Below are 19830 nucleotides of genomic sequence, written 5' to 3' on the forward strand. Positions count from 1 at the left end.
AATTTCCTACAGCAGCTTGTTGTGGCGGAGAGGGTGGGATTCGAACCCACGGTAGGGTCGCCCCTACGCTTGATTTCGAGTCAAGTACATTCGACCACTCTGCCACCTCTCCGTTTTCCCACTAGCTGCTGCGAGAAGGCAAGATTATAGCAGGCCTTTGCAGAAAGGGAAGGACTATTTTATGCCTTCAACGATGTCAGTCCGCCCATGTAGGGACGCAGCACTTCCGGGATCTCTACGGAGCCGTCGGCCTGCTGGTAATTTTCCAGTACCGCGACCAGGGTGCGGCCGACCGCCAGGCCGGAGCCGTTCAGGGTGTGCAGCAGTTCCGGCTTGCCTTGGGCGTTGCGGAAACGCGCCTGCATGCGGCGCGCCTGGAAGGCCTCGCAGTTGGACAGGGACGAGATCTCGCGGTAGGTGTTCTGCGCCGGTAGCCACACTTCCAGGTCGTAGGTCTTGGTGGCGCCAAAGCCCATGTCGCCGGTGCACAAGCTCATGACGCGGTAAGGCAGGCCGAGGTCCTTCAGGATCTTCTCCGCGTGGCCCACCATTTCTTCCAGCACGTCGTACGAGGTGTCCGGATGCACCGCCTGGACCAGCTCCACTTTGTCGAACTGGTGCTGGCGGATCATGCCGCGCGTGTCGCGGCCATAGCTGCCGGCTTCGGAGCGGAAGCATGGGGTGTGGGCGGTCATCTTCACCGGCAGCGCCTCGGCGGCCAGGATCTCGTCGCGCACGATGTTGGTCAGCGAGACTTCGGAGGTCGGAATCAGGTAGAAGGTCTCGCCTTCGCCTTCGGCACCTCCCTTCTTCACCGAGAACAGGTCGGCTTCGAACTTGGGCAGCTGGCCGGTGCCGCGCAGGGAGTCCGCGTTGACCATGTAGGGCGTGTAGCACTCGGTATAGCCATGCTCGCCGGTGTGCGTGTTCAGCATGAACTGCGCCAGCGCGCGGTGCAGGCGGGCGATACCGCCCTTCATGACGGAGAAACGCGAGCCGGTCAGCTTGGTGGCGGTATCGAAGTCCAGGCCCAGGACCGCGCCCACGTCGACGTGGTCCTTCACTTCGAAATCGAAGGCGCGCGGCGTGCCGACTTTACGCACTTCGACGTTGCCGCTTTCGTCCGTGCCTACCGGGACCGATTCGTGCGGCAGGTTAGGCACCGCCTGCATGAAATCGCTCATCCGTGCCTGCACGGCCGACAATGCTTGTTCATTGTTCTTCAGCTCATCGCCCAGGCCGGCCACTTCCGCCATCACGGCGGTGGTGTCTTCCCCTTTGCCCTTGAGCATACCGATCTGCTTGGACAGCGAATTGCGCTTGCTTTGCAGTTCTTCGGTGCGCATCTGGATCGCCTTGCGTTCCGCTTCGAGGGCGTTGAAACCTGCCACGTCCAGCTGGAACTTGCGCGTCGCCAGGCGGGCTGCGACGGTGTCAATATCTTTACGGAGAAGTTGGATGTCTATCATGGGAGTTGCCGCTATGTCGGAAAGAGAGCAATTGTACCAAGATGACGCCACTTCCTTCGAGTTTTCAGATCAGGGCAGCTTTCTCCGCTGCGGTCAGGCGCTTGGCCGCAACCACGACGACGGGCATCTTGGCCGGGGCGGCTGCCACAGTGGCGACGGCGGCGGCCGGCACCTCGATCGCGGGGGCGCTCGCGGTGGCATAGCTGGTGACGAGGGCCAGCGAAGCGGCGGCGGCGAAGATGACTTCCATGTTTTTCAGTACGTTCATTTTAAGCTCCTTGGTGGTTGGGGACTGCGTTGTGTCTTGCGATGATTGAACTGTACCTAAAGGCTCCCTGCCATTCCACCGGCGTGCGATGAAGCGCTGAAAACGCGGGATGAAACGCAAAAACCAGCCCCAAAACGAAGCCGAGCTCTGCCGCATTCCCCGCTACTTCGGGGTCAGACCCCGAAGTGGGCCGAATGCGGCAGAGCTCGCATATAGGATGGCGCTTATCCGTGTAGGGTTAATCAGGTAAAGAGGGCTGGATATGCTGACTTTGACCCGGCGCCGCCGGGCGAGGACGCGAACTGAGCCGCATTCCCCCCCCACTTCGGGGTCAGACCCCGAAGTGGGGGAAATGCGGCTCAGCTCGCCTGTCGGCGTTGTCCGAACGGTGTGGGAATGCGTCAGGCGGCGCGGAAGGCGGGGGTAGCGGCGGCGCGGTGCACGAGGGCGCCGAGGCGGGTGATGGCGCTTTCGACTGCGGGACTCCAGGGGTTGCCGCAGTTGAGACGCAGGCAGTTGCTGAACTTGCCGCTGGCGGAGAATAGCTGGCCCGGCATGAAGGCCACTCCCTCCCCTATCGCCTCCCGGTGCAGCGCGAGCGCGTCCACTTGCACGGGCATCTGCACCCACAGGACGAAGCCGCCCTGCGGTTCGGAGATCGAGCATTCGTGCGGAAAACTGGCGGCTACGGCGTCGGACATGCGGCAGATGCGCTGCGCCAGCGCGCGCCGCATCTTGCGCACCTGGAGCTCATAACTGCTACCGGCGAGGAAGTCCGCCAGCACGGCCTGGAAGAACTGGCTGGTGGCGCCGCTCGATACCATCTTCAGCAGCGTCACTTCCTGCGCCCAGCGCCCCGCCACCACGTAGCCCACGCGCGAGGCGGGCGTGATGGCTTTCGAGAACGACGAGCACAGCAGCACGTGGCCGCTGGTGTCATAGGCCTTCACCGGCCAGGGCCGCTCGGCGGTGAAGCACAGGTCGCGGTAGATGTCGTCCTCGATCAGCGGAATGTCGTGCTGGGACAGCAGCGCAGCCAGGCGCTTCTTGTTCTCTTCGGGCATGACGCAACCTAGCGGGTTGTTGGCGTTGGGGACGAACAGGCACGCCTGCACCAACCCGGCATTGAAGGCCAGCTCCAGCGCGTCGATCGAGGGGCCGGTTTTGGGGTGGGTGGGGATTTCCAGCGCCTTCATGCCCAGGCTTTCTATCAGCTGCAGCAGCACGAAGTAGGTAGCCGATTCGATGGCGATGGTGTCGCCCGGCTTGGCGACCGCGCGCAGGCACAGGCTGATCGCTTCGGTGCAGGAGCTGGTGACGACGATCTCGGCCGGGTCCGGCCGTCCCCAGTCCAGCGCGCGCCGCATGATCTGGCGCACGAAGGCGGGTTCGTTGGTCTCGAAGCAGCTCACGCGCGCCAGCAGCGCCGGTTCGCGCCGCGCCACGGCGGCGACGGTTTTCTGCATGCGCTTGATGGGCAGCAGCTCGTCGGGCGGCCAGGCCGAGCCCAGTTGCAGCATGCCGGGCGCTTCGTTCTCTTTTAATATCCGCATCAGCAGGCTGGTGATGCCGACGTATTCAGGTTCTTTCAGGTGCTCGGCGTCCGTCATCACGGACAGCAGGCGCGCACGGTGGCGCACGTAGTAGCCCGCCTGCGGGCGCGCTTCGATCAGGCCGCGGTCTTCCATCAGCCGCAGCGCCTGCAGCACGGTGCTGACCGACAGGCGCTTTTGCTGCGCCAGGTGGCGGATGGACGGCAGCCGGTCGCCAGGCGCGAACACGCGGGCGGCGATGTGGGCGCCAAGTTCGTCGGCCAGCTGTTCGTACAGATTGGTTTGCATGGACATCCTTCCATTGTGGCGAGCGCGCGCCGCGCGGCACAGGTACAACGGCGCGTTATTTCGACCAGCACAGTTTAGCCGAACCGGCGCTGTGTACATCACAATTCCGGTTTGCTGCATCTGTTATGGCCGGCGCGCGGTGGGTATGCTGAAGGCTGCAATCATCTTCAGGAGAGCCCCATGAAATCCCGTACCCAGCCCTATGCCGAATACACACTGAGCAGCGACGCCCCGCTGCGCCTGGAGGACGCCGGCGGCCGCGTGGTGGAGGCCATTTCCGGCGTGACGTGGATTACCGCCTATGGCCAGGCAACGGATTTCCTGCTGCGCCCCGGCCAGCGCTTCGTGGTGCCGAACGACGGCTTGACGCTGGTGGACGCGATCGGCAGCAGCCGGATCCGGCTGGCGGCGCCGCCGGCGCAAAGCTGGCGCCTGCGCGTGCTGCGCGAGGGCCACGCGCGCCTGGCGGAGTCGATGATGCGTTTGCGCCAGGGCTTGCAGCCGGCGCGCTGCGCGGACTTCCCCGGCTAGCCGCCTGCCAGCCAGTTTTGCACGGCGGCGTTGAATTCCGCCGCCTGTTCGCGCATGGGCCAGTGGCCGGTTTCCATGCCGATGGCACGGCTGCCGGGTGTGGCATTGAGCTTGTCCGCCCATGCCCCGGAGTGGAACATGAAGGGCTTGCGCTTGCCGTAGATGAAGAGCGTGGGGCAGCCGGGCATGCTGGTGGCGGCGTGGCGGTACGAGCCGTAGGCGCCGGTCCAGGCGATGTAGTACGGGTAGTTCATCTGGCTGCCGATGTCGGCTGCCTCCACCGGCACGCGCATGGCCTTGGCCATCCTGCGCGACATGCCATCCCCAAGCTTGCCGCCGATGCGCCAGGCCAGCGCGAGCCACAGCTGGTAGCTGGCGATGGCAAGCTTGGCGCCCAGGCCCAGCGTGGCGCGGTATTCGGGCGTGAGCGCATCTCCCACGTCGACCGCCACGATGCGCGATACCAGCTGCGGATGCCTTTGCGCGAATTCGGTGCCGAAGATGCTGCCCCAGTCGTGCTGCATCAAAATCACCGGCCGGTCCGGACTGGCCAGGCGCGCGATGCGCTCGATCAGCGAGGTCATCTCGTCCAGCGGGCACGGCCGGCGCGGCTTGCCCAGGTCGAAGCCGGGCAGCGTGAAACGCGCGCAGCGGTATTGCCCGCTCAGCGCGGCCACCTGGCCGTCCCACAGTCGGTGCGTGTCCGGCCAGCCGTGCAGCATGAGGATGGTCTCGGTGGCCGGACCACCCTCGCCTTCCAACGGCCCGTCCACCAGCACTTCGATGCCGTCAACCACGAATGTCCGCTGCATGCCGCGCCCTTGCTTGTCAAAAGAATAGCAATCATAGCCAATAAATAGCCGGCCATGTATGATTGAGTAATTGATTACTGCTACGGCTCCATGCAAACCTCCATCGTCGCCATCGAAGAAAAACAGAGCAGTGGCGCGAGCTCGAACGATATCGCGAACCACATCGCGGAGGCCATCGCGGCACGCAAGCTGCCGCCCGGGACCAAGCTGCGCGAGGAGGCTTTGTCGCGCCTGTACTCGGTCAGCCGCACCAAAATCCGCGCCGCGCTGCTGATCCTCTCCAAAGATAAACTGATCCAGATGGTGCCCGACAAGGGCGCTTTCGTGAGCCAGCCGAGCGAGAAGGAGTCGCGCGATATCTTCGCCGCGCGGCGCATCCTGGAGGCGGCGCTGGCCAGGGAGTTCGTGGCCAAGGCGAAGGCGGCCGATTTCAGGGTGCTGGAGCGGCATTTGAAGATGGAACGCGAGGCGCTGGGCGACCATAAGGTGCGCTCGCAGCTGCTGGGGGATTTCCATGTGCTGCTGGCGAACGTGGTGGGCAACCAGGTGCTGCAGGAGATGCTGAGCGAACTGGTGGCGCGCAGTTCGCTCATCACCATGCTGTATCAGTCGGACCGGGATGCGGTGTGCTCGTCCAACGAGCACCAGGAATTCCTGGATGCGGCCAAGGCGGGCGATGCGGACCTGGCGGCGCGGCTGATGCTGGAGCATCTGTTGCACGTGGAGGGTGCGCTGCGCTTTGATTCGGGCGGGGCGGCGCCGGATAGGGATCTGGTGGCGGCGCTGCTGAAGTAGCGGCGGGTTACGCGCTGCGCGCTAACCCGCCCTACGGATGCATTAACGGCCGTTTATTTATGCTGCCTTGCGCGTGCCGGTGGCCAGCGCCAGTTCGTGCGCCAGCGAGTTGTGGCGCTCGATGACGATCGGCAGGTCCACTGTCTGCAGCAGCCCGTCGCGCACCACCACTTTGCCGTTGATGATGCTGTGCGTGACGTTGGACGGGGTGCAGAATACCAGCGCGGCCACCGGGTCGTGCAGTGCGCCGGCGTATCCGATCTGATCCAGCTTGAAGGTAATGATGTCCGCCCCCATGCCGGGCTTGAGCGCGCCGATGTCGTCGCGGTTGAGCACCTTGGCCCCCCCCAGCGTGGCCAGTTCCAGCGCCTGGCGCGCGGTCATCGCGTCCGGACCGAAGCCGACACGCTGCAGCAGCATGGCCTGGCGTACTTCGCCCAGCATGTGGCCGGCGTCGTTCGAGGCGCAGCCGTCCACGCCCAGGCCCACCGGCACGCCGGCGTCCACCATCTTGCGGATCGGGGCGATGCCGGAGGCCAGCCGCATGTTCGAGCACGGGCAGTGCGCGATGCCGGTGCCGGTCCTGGCGAACATGTAGACGCCGTCGTCGTCCAGCTGCACGCAGTGCGCATGCCACACGTCGTGGCCCACCCAGCCGCAGTCTTCGGCGTATTCGGCCGGGGTCATGTTGAACTTCTCGCGGCTGTAGGCGATGTCGTTCACGTTCTCGGCCAGATGGGTATGCAGCGACACGCCGTAGCTGCGCGCCATGCCGGCCGCTTCCTTCATCAGATCGCGCGACACGGAGAACGGCGAGCATGGCGCCACCACGATGCGCTGCATGGCGTAGCGGCTGGCGTCGTGGTAGGTTTCGATCAGGCGCTGGGTGTCCTTCAGGATGGCGCCCTCCTCTTCCACCACGCGGTCCGGCGGCAGGCCGCCCTTGGACTGGCCCACGCTCATGGAGCCGCGCGCGGCGTGGAAGCGCATGCCGATCTTCTTCGCGGCCTCGATGCTGTCGTCCAGGCGGCAGTTGTTGGGGTAGATGTAGAGGTGGTCGCTGCTGGTGGTGCAGCCCGACAGCATCAGCTCGGACATGGCCGTGAGCGTGGACACGTGCACCATTTCGCTGGTGAGGTTGGCCCATATCGGGTACAGGTTGGTGAGCCAGTTGAACAACTCGCCGTTCTGCGCGGTGGGGATCACGCGCGTAAGGCTCTGGTACATGTGATGGTGGGTGTTCACCAGGCCCGGCATCACTACCTGGCCACTGGCGTCGATCACTTCGTCGGCGTGCTGCGGCAGGTCGGCGCTGAGGCCGACCTGTTCGATCACGTTGCCGCGCACGAAGACGGCGCCGTTGTCGATTTCACGGCGCTCGTCGTCCATGGTCACCACCACGCGCGCATTCTTGATCAAGAGGGTTTTAGTCATTTTTAGGTCCATAGGAATGATTAAACACTGCGGAAACAATGCGCGGGCACTGCGGAAACAATGTCAAAACCGCGCCGGGTGGTCGTCACCGGCGCGGACTTTACTGCGGGAAGGCGGCTAAGAGCTTAAGCCGCTTCGAGCTTTTTTACCAGCATGGGCTGGGGCACCTCCTCTTCGTCGTCATCGCTGGCTTCAACCGGACGCTCGGGCAGGATCAGGTTCATCGCCACGGCCACGATGGCGGCGGTGCTGATGCCGGAGCCGAAGATCTCCTGCACGAATGCGGGCAGCTTGGTCAGCAGTTCGGGACGGACCGACACCGCCAGGCCGCAGCCGATGGAGACGGCGATGATCAGGCCGGTGCGCTTGTTGTGCTCCACTTTGCTCAGCATCTGCACGCCTGCGGCGATGATCATGGCGAACATCATCAGGCCGGCGCCGCCCAGCACGGGCTGCGGAATGGTGACCACCACGGCGCCCAGAACCGGGAACAGGCCGGCCAGCGCCAGCATCACGCCGGTGAGGGCCACCACGTGGCGGCTGGCCACGCCGGTCAGCGAGATCACGCCCACGTTCTGCGCGAAAGTCGATACCGGCGGGCTGCCCAGCATGGCCACGCAAGCCGAACCCACGCCGTCGCACAGGACGCCGCGCGCCAGCGTCTTGCCGCGCATCTTGGTGTTGGTGGCCGAGCCGAGCGCCATGAAGGTGCCGGTGGTTTCCACCATGGTGACCACATAGGCCACGCCCATGGCGACGATGCCGCTGAGCGGGAAGCTCATGCCGTAGGCGAAGGGCTGCGGCACCGAGAACGCGGCGGCCTTCTGCACCGACGAGAAGTCCACCAGGCCCATGGCCACGCAGGCCAGGTAGCCGACGAACATGCCCAGCACCACGGCGGCGGCGGAGAAGATGCCTTTGCCGAATTGGACCAGCGCGATCACAGTCACCAGCACGAACAGCGCGATGCCCAGGTTGACCGGGTCGCCGTAGTGCGCACCCGCGCCCTTGCCGCCGGCGGCCCAGTCGATGGCGACCGGCACCAGCGACAGGCCGATCATGGTGACCACCACCGCGGTCACAGCGTGCGGGAACAGTTTGCGGATTTGCGGCATGAAGCAGGAGCCGACGATCATCACCACCGAGCCGGCCAGCGAGGAGCCGAGGATGCCGGGCACGCCGTGTTCCAGGCCGATGCTGATGGCTGCGCCGACAAAGGCGAAGCTGGTGCCCATCACGCAGGGCAGGCGGATGCCGATCGGGCCGACGCCCTTGCACTGGATGATGGTCACGATGCCCGAGCCGAGCAGCGCGGCATTGATCAGGGCGACAATCTGGTCGGCCGGCAGTTTGAGGACGGCGCCGACCACCAGCGGCACGGCGATGATGCCGCCCAGGGCAGCGAGCATGTGCTGGGCGGCCAGCAGGGTGGTGGTGATCAGCGGCGGACGGTCGTCCACTTGGAATAGCAGGTTGTTCATGTGTGTCTCCATCATTGATGTTATGTCGTGAACTACTTGTTCCGGTGCTATCCGGCATGCCTCTCCGCGCAGATCGTGGCGTCTGTTTTTATCGTGGCGAGGTCGTACTTGGGGCGGGATGGCGCGTCTTTTGGACACGCCACTGGGATGCTTACACGCGGCTCTGTGGCAGCGTTCTATGTGATTGATGATGCCGAGTGCTGAAAAAGTTGTCAACCGATTTTGTATACAATCTATGCGTACCCAAGGTAAGTATTGCATAAATGACACACATGCCAGACGGGCGCTGCCCTTGTCCCCGGCGCGTACAATATCAAGCCTCAGTCACGGCGGAGGGGCTATGCTCAACCTTCCAGAAGAGGAGCGACACTTCCTGATGCAGCTTGGCGCGCTGGTGGTGGATGCCGACGGAAACGATGTGCTGGCGGGGCTCACAGCGGCCGAATCGCGCTTTCTGGTGGAAGTCAGGTCGGGGCACGCAACCCCGGCGGCGAAGGCGGAATATTGGCTCTACCAGCAGGTGCTGGCAACGCATCTGGGCGCCCGGCTGGATGCCGTCAACAAGCGCACGGGCTGCCCTTTCCTGGCCGATGGCGTGGACAAAACGGGATTCGGCGACGGGGACGTGGTCCGGCTGAAATGCGGCGGCCCCGACGTCACCGTTGTGGGGACCGTCGAGGCCTATCCGTTCATGGACGGCCCTGCACCGGGCGTGTTTTGCGTCTGGGAAGACGGCAGGCGGCGTTACGAGCAGGTGTACCCGCCGTGCGCGATCGAACGCGCCTAGTGGACGCGCCGGCCAGGCCGCCCGCGTCCACCTGTTGCCAGGCACTACTGGATTTGCAACTGCCGGCCGTGCCCGCCCACTTTCTTGGGCAGGGTCAACTCAAGGATGCCGTTCTTGCACGTGGCAGTGGCCTTCTGGTCGTCCACTTCCTGCGGCAGGGTGAAGCTGCGGTACTGCTCGCCGTGGAAGCGCTCGCTGCGCATCATGGTGCCGCTCTGCGGATCCTTCTTCTGCTCGTCGCGCTTGGCACGAATGGTGACCGTGTGGCCGTCGATCGAGACATTGATGTCCTGCTTTTCAAAACCGGGCATCTCCGCCCTGACCGTATAAGCCTGATCCGTCTCGTGCACATCCATGCGCATGCTGCGCGTCTGGTCGGTGCTGCCATAGGGGCGGTCGACCTCGTCGAAGAAGCGTTCGATGTCACGGAATGGATCAAAGCGGGCAAGGTCGCCGAAGGGGCTGAAACGGGTAAGGTTGCTAGCCATAATTTCCTCCCTTTAGGTGATATGGTGAATGAACACTGCCTGTGCATTCAGCATAGCACCTGCGCCGGAGAGGTCCAGTACACGATTCAATCGGAAGCGCGCCAGCTCAGCCTTTGCGGGCCTCGTCGTCCAGGCCGCGCAGGAAAGCCAGCTTGTCGGCGATCTTGCTTTCCAGTCCACGCGGGACGGGCTGGTACCATCCGGGCTCGGCCATGCCGTCCGGCAGATAGGTTTCGCCGGCCGCGTAGGCGTGCGGCTCGTCATGCGCGTAACGGTACTCGTGGCCGTAGCCCAGCTCTTTCATCAGCTTGGTAGGTGCGTTGCGCAGGTGCACCGGCACTTCGCGCGACTTGTCACGCTTGACGAATGCCATGGCCTGGTTGAAAGCGTTGTAGCCGGCATTGCTCTTGGCTGCGACAGCCAGGTAGATCACGGCCTGGCCCAGCGCCAGCTCGCCTTCGGGTGAGCCCAGCCGTTCATAGGTGGCGGCAGCGTCGTTGGCCATGGTGAGCGCGCGCGGATCGGCCAGGCCGATGTCTTCCCAGGCCATGCGCACGATGCGGCGCGACAGGTAGCGCGGGTCGGCGCCGCCATCGATCATGCGGCAGAACCAGTACAGCGCGCCGTCCGGATTGGAGCCGCGCACCGACTTGTGCAGGGCGGAAATCTGATCGTAGAAGTTGTCGCCGCCCTTGTCGAAGCGGCGCGCGTTCAGGGTCATGGCGTTCTCGACGAACTTGGCGTCGATCTTCCGGATGCCGCCCGATGATGCCGCGTTGTCGGCCTGCTCCAGCAGGTTCAGGAAACGGCGCGCGTCGCCGTCGGCGTAGCCGATCAGTGTGTCGGCGGCGGCGTCCTCGAATGTCAGGTGCGGCAGGGCTTCCTTCTGCGCCTTCAGCAGCAGCTGGCGCATCTCGTCCTCGGTGAGCGACTTCAGCACGTAGACCTGCGCGCGCGACAGCAGCGCCGAGTTCACCTCGAAGCTGGGGTTCTCGGTGGTGGCGCCGATGAAAGTGACCAGGCCGGACTCCACGAACGGCAGCAAGGCGTCCTGCTGCGATTTGTTGAAGCGGTGAATCTCGTCCACGAACAGCAAGGTGTGCTTGCCGTGCCGGTCCAGGTTCTGCTGGGCCTGTTCCATGGCGGCGCGGATGTCCTTTACGCCCGCGAACACGGCCGACAGCGCGATGAACTCGGCGTCGAAGGCGTTGGCGGTCAGGCGCGCCAGCGTGGTCTTGCCGACGCCGGGCGGCCCCCACAGGATCATGGAATGCGGCTTGCCGGCCTGGAAGGCCAGGCGCAGCGGCTTGCCCTCGCCCAGCAGGTGCTGCTGGCCGATCACTTCGTCCATGGTTTTTGGGCGCAGTGCTTCGGCCAGCGGCGGGCGGGGTTCGGTTTTGAAAAGGTCGTCCATCATGCTTTACTGTAGCGGCAGCGGCGCGCGCGGCGTTTGCGCGCGCGCAAGCGGGCGGCCCGTTTCCATCCTTATTGCTGCGAAATTTCCACGCCCTTCGGCATCACGAACTTGTAGTGCGTCGCGCTCACTTGCGGGTTCTTCTCGAACTTGCCGAACGTGAGCACGGAGGTTGAGCCGAAGTTATCCTTCAGCTCCATCGCTTCCGGCGTGCCGTTGCGCAGGCCAATGGTGATCTGCTCGAACGTTGTGTCCTGGGTCTTGGGCACGGCTTTCAGCCACTCCAGGCCGTCGCGCGTGCCCGCTTCGGACAGCGTGAAGTTCTTTTCCAGGTCATTGCTGCCGAACAGGATGGCAGCCGGCGACGAACCCAGCGCGTTGCCCAGCTTCTTCACGGTGACCTGGTTCAGGTCCTTGTCGTAGATGTAGAGCTGTTCGCCGTCGGCCTGCAACAGCTGGTCGTAGGGCTTCAGGTAGGTCCAGATGAACTTGCCGGGGCGGGCGAACTCGAACGTGCCGCTGGCGGTGTTGGAGCTCTTGCCTGCCTTCACCTGACGCTGCGTGAATTCGCCGCGCGCCGACTTGGTGCTGGAGACGAAGGTCTTGAACTGGTCCAGCGCCGCGGCCTGGGCCGCGCCAGCCAGCAGCAGGGAGGCCGCTGCTGCCGCCGCTGCAGCCATACCCATCGATGCTGCGATTTTCTTCAGTTGAGTCATGCTGTGTCCTTTATTCAGCGCTGGCGGCCGGCACCAGGATGTCGCGGTTGCCGTTCGACTGCATGGGCGATACCACGCCGCTCTGTTCCATCTGTTCCAGCAGGCGCGCCGCGCGGTTGTAGCCGATGCGCAAGTGGCGCTGCACCAGCGAGATCGAGGCACGGCGGTTTTTCAGCACCACCTGGACGGCCTGGTCATACATCGGGTCGGCTTCGCCGCCGCCCTCGCCGCCACCGCTGCCGCCTTCGCCGCCGCCCTCGCCCTCCAGCGTGCCGCCTTCCAGGATGCCCTCGATATAGTTCGGCTCACCCTGCAGTTTCAAATGTTTCACCACGCGGTGCACTTCGTCGTCCGACACAAAGGCGCCGTGCACCCGCACCGGCAAGCCGGTTCCAGGCGGCATGTAGAGCATGTCGCCCATGCCCAGCAGCGTTTCCGCGCCCATCTGGTCCAGGATGGTGCGCGAGTCGATCTTGGACGACACCTGGAACGCGATACGGGTCGGGATGTTGGCCTTGATCAGGCCGGTAATCACGTCTACAGATGGGCGCTGCGTCGCCAGAATCAAGTGCAGGCCTGCGGCACGGGCTTTCTGGGCGATACGGGCGATCAGTTCTTCCACCTTCTTGCCGACCACCATCATCAGGTCGGCCAGCTCGTCGATGATGATGACGATGGTGGGCAGCTTGTCCAGCGGCTCCGGCGAATCCGGTGTGATGCTGAACGGATTCGGGATGTGCTCCTCGCGCTTGGCCGCCTCGGCGATCTTGGCGTTGTAGCCGGCCAGGTTGCGCACGCCCAGCTTGGACATGAGCTTGTAGCGGCGCTCCATCTCGTTCACGGCCCAGTTCAGCGCATGACCGGCCTGGCGCATATCGGTGACCACCGGCGCCAGCAGGTGCGGAATGCCTTCGTACACCGACATTTCCAGCATCTTCGGGTCGATCAGGATCATGCGCACGTCGGCCGGGTCGGACTTGTACAGCAGCGACAGAATGGTGGCGTTGATACCCACCGATTTACCCGAACCGGTCGTACCGGCCACCAGCAAGTGCGGCATCTTGGCCAGGTCGGCCACCACCGGCTTGCCGGCGATATCCTTGCCCAGCGCCACGGTCAGCGAGGATGCGTTGTCGTGGTAGACCTTGGAGCCGACAATCTCGCTCAGGCGCACGATCTGGCGCTTGGGGTTCGGCAGCTCCAGCGCCATGTAATTCTTGCCCGGAATGGTTTCCACCACGCGGATCGAGGTCAGCGACAGCGAACGCGCCAGGTCGCGCGCCAGGTTCACGATCTGCGAACCCTTCACGCCCGTGGCGGGCTCGATTTCGTAGCGCGTGACCACCGGGCCGGGATAGGCGGCCACCACGCGCGCTTCCACGCCGAAGTCCGACAGCTTCTTCTCGATCAGGCGGCTGGTGAACTCCAGCGTTTCCACCGCCACGGTTTCCTGCGACGGCGGCGCATCGTCCAGCAGGGACAGCGGCGGCAGGTCGCCCGGGCGCGAATCCTGGAACAGCGCGCCCTGGCGCTCCTTCACCGCGCGCTCGGACGGCACCACGGACGTCACCTGCTGCTCGATCTTCACCGGCACCGGGGCGCCGAACTTTTCCGGCGCCACCGCAGGCGCAGGGCGCGGCATGCCCTCGTCCATCGCGCCCGCCAGGCCGGCGGCCGAGGCAGGCGACGATAGCGACGACGGCGACGGCGACGGCGGGGCAAACACCGGCGCCGGTCCGCCGTCCATGCGCGGCTCGGCGCGCACCGGTTTCTCCACGTGCTTTTCGATATGCTTGGCGCGCTCGCTGACCACCACTTCCTCGCGCAGCACGGTGGCGCGCTCGCCCTGGATGCGGTCTTCGCGGTCCTGGTAACGCAGCATCAGCCACTCGCCGCAGTCCTCGATGAAGCCGCCGATGCGCTCGGCCACGGCCAGCCAGGACACGTGGAAGAACAGGCTGAAGCCCAGCCCGAACAGCAGCAGCATCAGCAAGGTGGCGCCGGTAAAGCCCAGGCCCACGTGCGCGCTATGCCCGATCAGCTTGCCCAGCACGCCGCCCGGCGCCAGCGGCAGCTGCACCTTGAGGGTGTACATGCGCAGGAATTCCAGGCCCAGGCTGCCCACCAGCAGGAAAGCGAAGCCCACCACGCGGATCAGGCCCTCGTGGCGGTGCTCGTCGTCGTCCGCCTCCTTGGTCACGAATTTGCGGGTCAAGCGGCGGTAGCCGCTCCACACGGCCCGCAGCAGCCACACGCACCACCACCAGGCGGACAGGCCGAAGATATACAGCATGAGATCGCTCAGCCAGGCGCCCGCGCGGCCGCCCAGGTTGTACACCTTGGGCACCACGTTGGAATGCGACCAGCCGGGGTCGGCCTTGTTAAAGCTGACCATGATGAGCAGAAAGTACAGCGCCAGCGCGGCCAGGGCGAACCAGCGCGCTTCCGACAGCAGCCGCACCAGCCGGTTCGGCAGCGGTTGGCGCTCGGTGGGCGTGCGGGTGTAGCTTAATGGCTGCTGCTTCATCGGCGCTTGCTTGGCCGGCTGCTTGACAGGCTGTTCTCTCGTTTTAGACATTGATACTTTTATAAGATTTTTGCGGGCGCACCAGAGGGCGCTAGCCATTTGTGGGTATTCTAAGCCATCTCTATAGGAAGCGGCCTCCCAATTCAACCAGTTTCCCTGCTTGGACTATAATTCTGTCTTTGCTCGCCGGCATTGTTATCGCCCGGCCTGCCCCCAACTCCGGTTTATCCAATTAACGAAGAAGCCTTCCATGACCACTACCAAACACGCCCGCGTTTTGATTCTCGGCTCTGGCCCAGCCGGCTACAGCGCCGCCATTTACGCCGCGCGCGCCAATCTGAACCCCATGCTGGTGACCGGCGTGGAGCAAGGCGGCCAGCTGATGACCACCACCGACGTGGAAAACTGGCCGGCCGACCCGATGGGCGTGCAGGGTCCTGACCTGATGCAGCGCTTCCTGCAGCACGCCGAGCGCTTCAAGACCGAGATCGTGTTTGACCACATCCATACGGCTAAACTGAGTGAAAAGCCGATCCGCCTGATCGGCGACAGCGCAGAATACACCTGCGACACCCTGATCATTGCCACCGGCGCCTCCGCCCAGTACCTGGGCCTGCCGTCCGAGCAAGAGTTCATGGGCCGCGGCGTGTCCGCCTGCGCCACCTGCGACGGTTTCTTCTACCGTGGCCAGGAAGTGGCCGTCATCGGCGGCGGCAACACCGCCGTGGAAGAGGCGCTGTACCTGTCCAACATCGCCACCAAGGTCACCCTGGTGCACCGCCGCGACAAGTTCCGCGCCGAAGCCATCCTGATCGACCGCCTGATGGCCAAGGTTGCCGAAGGCAAGATCGAGCTGAAACTGAACCACACGCTGCAGGAAGTGACCGGCGACCAGGGCGGCGTGACCGGCCTGACCCTGGCGGCCACCGCCGACGGCGCGCAAACCAAGATCAACGTGCACGGCCTGTTCGTGGCCATCGGCCACAAGCCGAACACCGGCATCTTCGAAGGCCAGCTGGAAATGCACAACGGCTACATCAAGACCCGCACCGGCACCGAAGGCATGGCCACCGCCACCTCCGCCCCGGGCGTGTTCGCCGCCGGCGACGTGCAGGACCACATCTACCGCCAGGCCATCACCAGCGCCGGCACCGGCTGCATGGCGGCACTGGACGCCCAGCGTTACCTGGAAGGCCAGGAGTAACATCATGGCGGGCTTGAAGGACTTTGCCGACCTGAAATCCCTCGGCAAGCAGCTGAAGGAACAGGGCGAGGCGCGCGCGGCCGCCGAGGCCGAGCGCGCCAAGCGCGAAAAGGTGGCGGCGGCGGAAGCGAACATTTTCCGCAACACGCTGGGCGCGCAGGGCGACATCAAGCGCATGCCGGAGCAGAACCGCTACGTGCACCAGCCCGCGCCTGCCGTGTCCCCGCAAGCGCTCGCGGCGGCAAAGAAACGCGGCCCGCTCACGCCCGAAGAGCAGCGCCAGGACGACGCCAACGTGCTGCGCGAGTCCCTGTCCGACCTGTTTGAGGTGGACCACTACATGGAAGAAGACCCGGCGCTGAACTACGCAGCGCCCGGCGTGGGTCCCGATGTGGTGAAGAAGATGCGCAAAGGCCACTGGCCGGTGCAGGACGAGCTGGACCTGCACGGCCTGAACCGCGACGGCGCGCGCGATGCGCTGGGCGCGTTTTTAACCCGCGCGAACCAGCGCGGCATGCGCTGCGTGTGCGTGATCCACGGGCGCGGCTTCGGCTCGCGCGGCCAGGAGCCGGTGCTGAAGTCCATGGTGCACAGCTGGCTGGTGCAGAAGGAAGTGGTGGCGTTCTGCCAGGCCCGTCCGTCGCAAGGCGGCGAAGGCGCGCTGATCGTGCTGCTGCGCGCCGCGCTGCAACCCGAGCGGCGCTGACATGGCGGGTTACGGCGCTTCGCGCCTAACCCGCCCTACGTTCCGACACCTGCTCCCTGTAGGGCGGGTTAGCGGCAACGCCGCGTAACCCGCCGAGCCGCCGAGCCGCCGCCAAATTCCCCTACACGCAGTCGCTATCGCATGTTAACCTGTTGGAATTAGCAACTTTGCCAATCCCACAGTTAAATGAAGCTTATCCCGCACGTCTCCCTGATCACCATCATCGAAGTCGTGGCAATCCTGGTCGGGGCGATTTCAGGCTTCATTGAAGCACGGCGCAAGCGCATGGACCTGGTGGGCGTGTTCACGGTCGCCTTCATCGCCGCATTCGGCGGCGGCACCCTGCGCGACATCCTGCTCGACAAGCGTCCCCTGTTCTGGGTGCAGCACCAGGAATACGCCATCCTCATCTTCGTGCTGGCCCTGATCGCCACGCCGCTGATCCGCACCCTGCGCCAGATCGTTTCAGAACGCGTGATCGTGGTGGCCGACGCGGTTGGCCTGGGGCTGTTCGCCATTGCCGGCGTGTCGCAGGCGCAGCAAGCCAATATGCCGGTCTTCATCGCGGCCATGATGGGAGTGATTACGGGGATCTTCGGCGGGGTGCTGCGCGACATCGTCTGCAACGAAGTGCCGATGGTGTTCCGCGACGGCAAACCCTACGCCATCTGCGCCTTCATCGGCTGCTGGATGTACATCGTGATGCAGAAAACGTCCGTCTCGGACGATTTCGCCCTGTGGTCCAGCGCCATGGCGATCACCGTCATGCGCCTGCTGACCTGGAAATTCGACATGCGGCTCGGCCGCCACTAAGCCCGGGGGCCTGCAGCGGCCCGGCGATTACACCGCGTCCGGGCCGGTTTCGCCGGTGCGGATGCGGATCACCTGCTCCACGTTCTGCACGAAGATCTTGCCGTCGCCAATCTTGCCGGTGCGGGCTGCCTTGATGATGGCGTCCACCACCTGCTCGGCCACGCCGTCGTCCACCACCACCTCCACCTTCACTTTCGGCAGGAAGTCCACCACGTATTCGGCGCCGCGATACAGCTCGGTGTGGCCCTTCTGGCGGCCGAAGCCCTTCACTTCCGTCACGGTCAGGCCGGTGACGTTCACTTCGGCCAGCGCTTCGCGCACTTCGTCCAGCTTGAACGGCTTGATCACTGCGGTGATTTGTTTCATTGGATTCTCCTAAATGTAAATCGTTATGCGCGCTTACTTTTAACCTACCCTGCGCTTATTCCTCCGGCACGGACTTCAAGTCCTCCAGCCACACGACGGATTCCGAATCGCTGGGCGCGCGCCAGTCCCCGCGCGGCGACAGCGAACCGCCCGATCCCACTTTCGGCCCGTTCGGCACGCAGCTGCGCTTGAACTGGCTGGTCTGGAAGAAGCGGCGCAGGAAGATGCCCAGGTTGCGCTTGATATCCTTCATTTCGTACTGATTGCGCACCACGTGCGCCTCGTTCGGCCAGCCGCCAATGCTGCGGTCGCTCCACGCGGCATGGGCCAGGAACGCCACTTTTGATGGCGCGAAGCCGAAGCGCAGCGTGTAGTATAAGTTGAAGTCTTGCAATTCGTATGGCCCGATGACACTTTCGGTTATTTGCGCCGGCGCGCCGTCGTCCGCCGCATCGGCCTTGCCCGGCACCAGCTCCGGGCTGATCTCCGTGTTCACCACGGCCAGCAGCACCGCCGAATCGCGCTCGCCGAACTGGCGGCTCTCGGCCACCCAGCGCACCAGGTGGGAAATCAGCGTCTTCGGCACGCTGGCGTTGACGTTGTAATGCGACATATGGTCGCCCACGCCGTAGGTGCACCAGCCCAGCGCCAGTTCGCTCAGGTCGCCGGTGCCGATCACGATCCCGTTGTGGAAATTCGCCAGCCGGAACAAGTGGTTGGTGCGCTCGCCCGCCTGGACGTTCTCGAACGTGATGTCGTACAGCGGCTCGCCTTCCGAGAACGGATGGCCGATATCCTTCATCATCTGGATGCAGCTGGGGCGGATGTCGATCTCGGACGCGCTGCAGCCTACGAACTCCATCAGCTGGCGCGCCTGCAGCAAGGTGCGCGCGCTGGTGGCGAAGCCCGGCATGGTGATGCCGACGATATTCGTGCGCGGCAAGTTCAGGCGGTCCATGGCTTTCGCGCACACCAGCAGCGCGTGGGTGGAATCGAGCCCGCCCGAAATGCCGATCACCACCTTCTTGATGCCGGACGACGACAGGCGCTGCACCAGCGCCTGTACCTGGATGTTGTACACCTCGTTGCAGCGCTTGTCGCGCAGGGCCGGATTGGACGGCACGTAAGGGAAGCGCGCCACGTTGCGCTCCAGCGCCAGCACCGGCTGCGAGGGCAGCGTCAGCGCGAGGCGCACGGTGCGGAAGGCCGCCACCTCCTCGCGGTGGCGGCGCGCGGACTGGCCGAATGTGGTCTGGCGCATGCGCTCGCGCGACAGGCGTTCCAGGTCCACGTCCGCGTAGATCAGGTGCGACTCGTCCTGGAAGCGCTCGGCTTCGGACAGCAGCTCGCCGTTCTCGTAGATCAGCGCCTGGCCATCCCAGGCCAGGTCGGTGGTGGACTCGCCCCGCCCGGCCGAGGAATACAGGTAAGCCGACAGGCAGCGCGCCGACTGCTGGCTCACCAGCTGGTGGCGGTAGTCCGCCTTGCCGACCACCACGTTGGACGCCGACAGGTTCACCAGCACCGTCGCCCCCGCCAGCGCGGCGAAGGATGAGGGCGGAATCGGCACCCACACGTCCTCGCAGATCTCGACGTGGAACTTGAACAGCGGCAGCCCGGTGGCCGCATTGGCGACCTCGAACAGCAGCGCTGCGCCGAAAGGCACGGTCTGGCCCAGCAGCGTCACCTCGGTGGACACCGCCTCGTCGCCCGCGCTGAACTGGCGCGCCTCGTAGAACTCGCCGTAGTTCGGCAGGTACGATTTCGGCACCACGCCGTGGATGCGGCCGCCGGACAGCACCACCGCGCAATTAAACAGCTGGTGGTCCACGCGCAGCGGCACGCCCACAATCAGCGCCGCGTCGATGGCTGCGGACGCCTCCACAACCGTCTGCAAGCCGGCCAGGCAGCCATCGAGCAGCGCGCGCTGGTGGAACAGATCGTCGCAGGTGTAGGCCGAGATACCCAGCTCCGTGAACGCCACCAGCGCTGCCCCCTTGGCGGCGGCCTGCTTGGCCAGCTTGACGGTTTCGGCGGCGTTATATGCCGGATCGGCCACGCGGCAGCGCGGCACGGCGACGCTCAAGCGCGCGAAGTCATGGGAATACAGATTGAAAAATGGATGCGGCATATGGGCGTGTTCCTCTATGGATAGGAGGATTTTAGCACCGGGCCGCC

At 64.7% G+C, this 19830-nt stretch carries 18 protein-coding genes and 1 tRNA gene; 6 read left to right on the top strand and 13 right to left on the bottom strand.

Annotated elements, in window-relative coordinates; genetic code table 11:
- Nucleotides 1–22: 22 nt before the first annotated feature.
- The 4 genes from ASC94_RS29885 to ASC94_RS29900 form a co-directional block, all read right to left on the bottom strand.
- Nucleotides 23–112, bottom strand: a tRNA-Ser gene (locus tag ASC94_RS29885).
- A 67-nt stretch (nucleotides 113–179) separates the two neighbouring features.
- Nucleotides 180–1469, bottom strand: a complete 1290-nt coding sequence (serS, locus tag ASC94_RS29890; protein ID WP_056404887.1) for a serine--tRNA ligase — start codon at nucleotides 1467–1469, stop codon at nucleotides 180–182.
- 64 nt (nucleotides 1470–1533) lie between these two features.
- Nucleotides 1534–1737 carry a hypothetical protein gene (locus ASC94_RS29895; protein ID WP_056404889.1) on the bottom strand — a complete coding sequence of 68 codons (204 nt, stop codon included), beginning with the start codon at nucleotides 1735–1737 and terminating at the stop codon, nucleotides 1534–1536.
- Nucleotides 1738–2138: 401 nt separating this feature from the next.
- Nucleotides 2139–3578, bottom strand: a complete 1440-nt coding sequence (locus ASC94_RS29900; protein WP_229417450.1) for a PLP-dependent aminotransferase family protein — start codon at nucleotides 3576–3578, stop codon at nucleotides 2139–2141.
- Nucleotides 3579–3758: 180 nt separating this feature from the next.
- On the opposite strand from ASC94_RS29900, the gene ASC94_RS29905 reads away from it, so the two are divergent.
- Nucleotides 3759–4109 (top strand): DUF2917 domain-containing protein, encoded by a 351-nt coding sequence (locus ASC94_RS29905; protein ID WP_056404893.1) that lies wholly within the window; start codon nucleotides 3759–3761, stop codon nucleotides 4107–4109.
- On the opposite strand, the gene ASC94_RS29910 is transcribed toward ASC94_RS29905, so the two are convergent.
- On the bottom strand, nucleotides 4106–4921 hold the full coding sequence (locus ASC94_RS29910; protein ID WP_056404895.1) for an alpha/beta fold hydrolase: 816 nt from the start codon (nucleotides 4919–4921) through the stop codon (nucleotides 4106–4108). The two genes, ASC94_RS29905 and ASC94_RS29910, sit on opposite strands and share 4 nt — an antisense overlap.
- Nucleotides 4922–5011: 90 nt before the next feature.
- Between ASC94_RS29910 and ASC94_RS29915 the strand changes: the two genes are divergently transcribed.
- Nucleotides 5012–5716: a GntR family transcriptional regulator gene (locus ASC94_RS29915; RefSeq protein WP_056404898.1), complete on the top strand. Its 705-nt coding sequence runs from the start codon at nucleotides 5012–5014 to the stop codon at nucleotides 5714–5716.
- A gap of 57 nt (nucleotides 5717–5773) precedes the next feature.
- Here ASC94_RS29915 and ASC94_RS29920 read toward each other — a convergent pair whose 3' ends face one another.
- Both ASC94_RS29920 and ASC94_RS29925 read right to left on the bottom strand, forming a co-directional pair.
- Nucleotides 5774–7150 carry an 8-oxoguanine deaminase gene (locus ASC94_RS29920; protein WP_056404899.1) on the bottom strand — a complete coding sequence of 459 codons (1377 nt, stop codon included), beginning with the start codon at nucleotides 7148–7150 and terminating at the stop codon, nucleotides 5774–5776.
- Between the two features lie 125 nt (nucleotides 7151–7275).
- Complete coding sequence (locus tag ASC94_RS29925) at nucleotides 7276–8631, bottom strand: uracil-xanthine permease family protein (RefSeq protein ID WP_056404901.1); 1356 nt, start codon at nucleotides 8629–8631, stop codon at nucleotides 7276–7278.
- A gap of 340 nt (nucleotides 8632–8971) precedes the next feature.
- Here ASC94_RS29925 and ASC94_RS29930 point away from each other — a divergent pair, with 340 nt between their 5' ends.
- Nucleotides 8972–9418 carry a DUF2158 domain-containing protein gene (locus ASC94_RS29930; RefSeq protein WP_162251462.1) on the top strand — a complete coding sequence of 149 codons (447 nt, stop codon included), beginning with the start codon at nucleotides 8972–8974 and terminating at the stop codon, nucleotides 9416–9418.
- 44 nt (nucleotides 9419–9462) lie between these two features.
- Here ASC94_RS29930 and ASC94_RS29935 read toward each other — a convergent pair whose 3' ends face one another.
- The 4 genes from ASC94_RS29935 to ASC94_RS29950 form a co-directional block, all read right to left on the bottom strand.
- Nucleotides 9463–9906: an Hsp20/alpha crystallin family protein gene (locus tag ASC94_RS29935; RefSeq protein WP_056404905.1), complete on the bottom strand. Its 444-nt coding sequence runs from the start codon at nucleotides 9904–9906 to the stop codon at nucleotides 9463–9465.
- A 106-nt stretch (nucleotides 9907–10012) separates the two neighbouring features.
- Complete coding sequence (locus ASC94_RS29940; protein WP_056405435.1) at nucleotides 10013–11320, bottom strand: replication-associated recombination protein A; 1308 nt, start codon at nucleotides 11318–11320, stop codon at nucleotides 10013–10015.
- Between the two features lie 71 nt (nucleotides 11321–11391).
- The gene (lolA, locus tag ASC94_RS29945) at nucleotides 11392–12036 is read right to left on the bottom strand and encodes an outer membrane lipoprotein chaperone LolA (RefSeq protein ID WP_056404907.1); all 645 of its coding nucleotides are present in this window, start codon (nucleotides 12034–12036) and stop codon (nucleotides 11392–11394) included.
- Between the two features lie 10 nt (nucleotides 12037–12046).
- Nucleotides 12047–14563: a DNA translocase FtsK gene (locus tag ASC94_RS29950; protein ID WP_056404909.1), complete on the bottom strand. Its 2517-nt coding sequence runs from the start codon at nucleotides 14561–14563 to the stop codon at nucleotides 12047–12049.
- Between the two features lie 250 nt (nucleotides 14564–14813).
- Here ASC94_RS29950 and trxB point away from each other — a divergent pair, with 250 nt between their 5' ends.
- From trxB to ASC94_RS29965, 3 genes are all read left to right on the top strand, one after another.
- A complete protein-coding gene (trxB, locus tag ASC94_RS29955; RefSeq protein WP_056404911.1) occupies nucleotides 14814–15767 on the top strand; it encodes a thioredoxin-disulfide reductase in 954 nt (317 codons plus the stop codon).
- 4 nt (nucleotides 15768–15771) lie between these two features.
- The gene (locus tag ASC94_RS29960) at nucleotides 15772–16473 is read left to right on the top strand and encodes a Smr/MutS family protein (RefSeq protein WP_056404912.1); all 702 of its coding nucleotides are present in this window, start codon (nucleotides 15772–15774) and stop codon (nucleotides 16471–16473) included.
- A 186-nt stretch (nucleotides 16474–16659) separates the two neighbouring features.
- Nucleotides 16660–17286: a trimeric intracellular cation channel family protein gene (locus tag ASC94_RS29965; RefSeq protein WP_056404914.1), complete on the top strand. Its 627-nt coding sequence runs from the start codon at nucleotides 16660–16662 to the stop codon at nucleotides 17284–17286.
- A gap of 27 nt (nucleotides 17287–17313) precedes the next feature.
- Here ASC94_RS29965 and ASC94_RS29970 read toward each other — a convergent pair whose 3' ends face one another.
- Entirely contained in the window at nucleotides 17314–17652 is a 339-nt protein-coding gene (locus tag ASC94_RS29970; RefSeq protein WP_019922031.1) for a P-II family nitrogen regulator, read from the bottom strand.
- A gap of 55 nt (nucleotides 17653–17707) precedes the next feature.
- Nucleotides 17708–19783: an NAD(+) synthase gene (locus ASC94_RS29975; RefSeq protein WP_056404916.1), complete on the bottom strand. Its 2076-nt coding sequence runs from the start codon at nucleotides 19781–19783 to the stop codon at nucleotides 17708–17710.
- Nucleotides 19784–19830: the final 47 nt, after the last annotated feature.

Origin of the sequence: Massilia sp. Root418 (assembly GCF_001425265.1) — a bacterium.
In the GTDB taxonomy this organism is placed as follows: Bacteria; Pseudomonadota; Gammaproteobacteria; order Burkholderiales; family Burkholderiaceae_D; genus Rugamonas.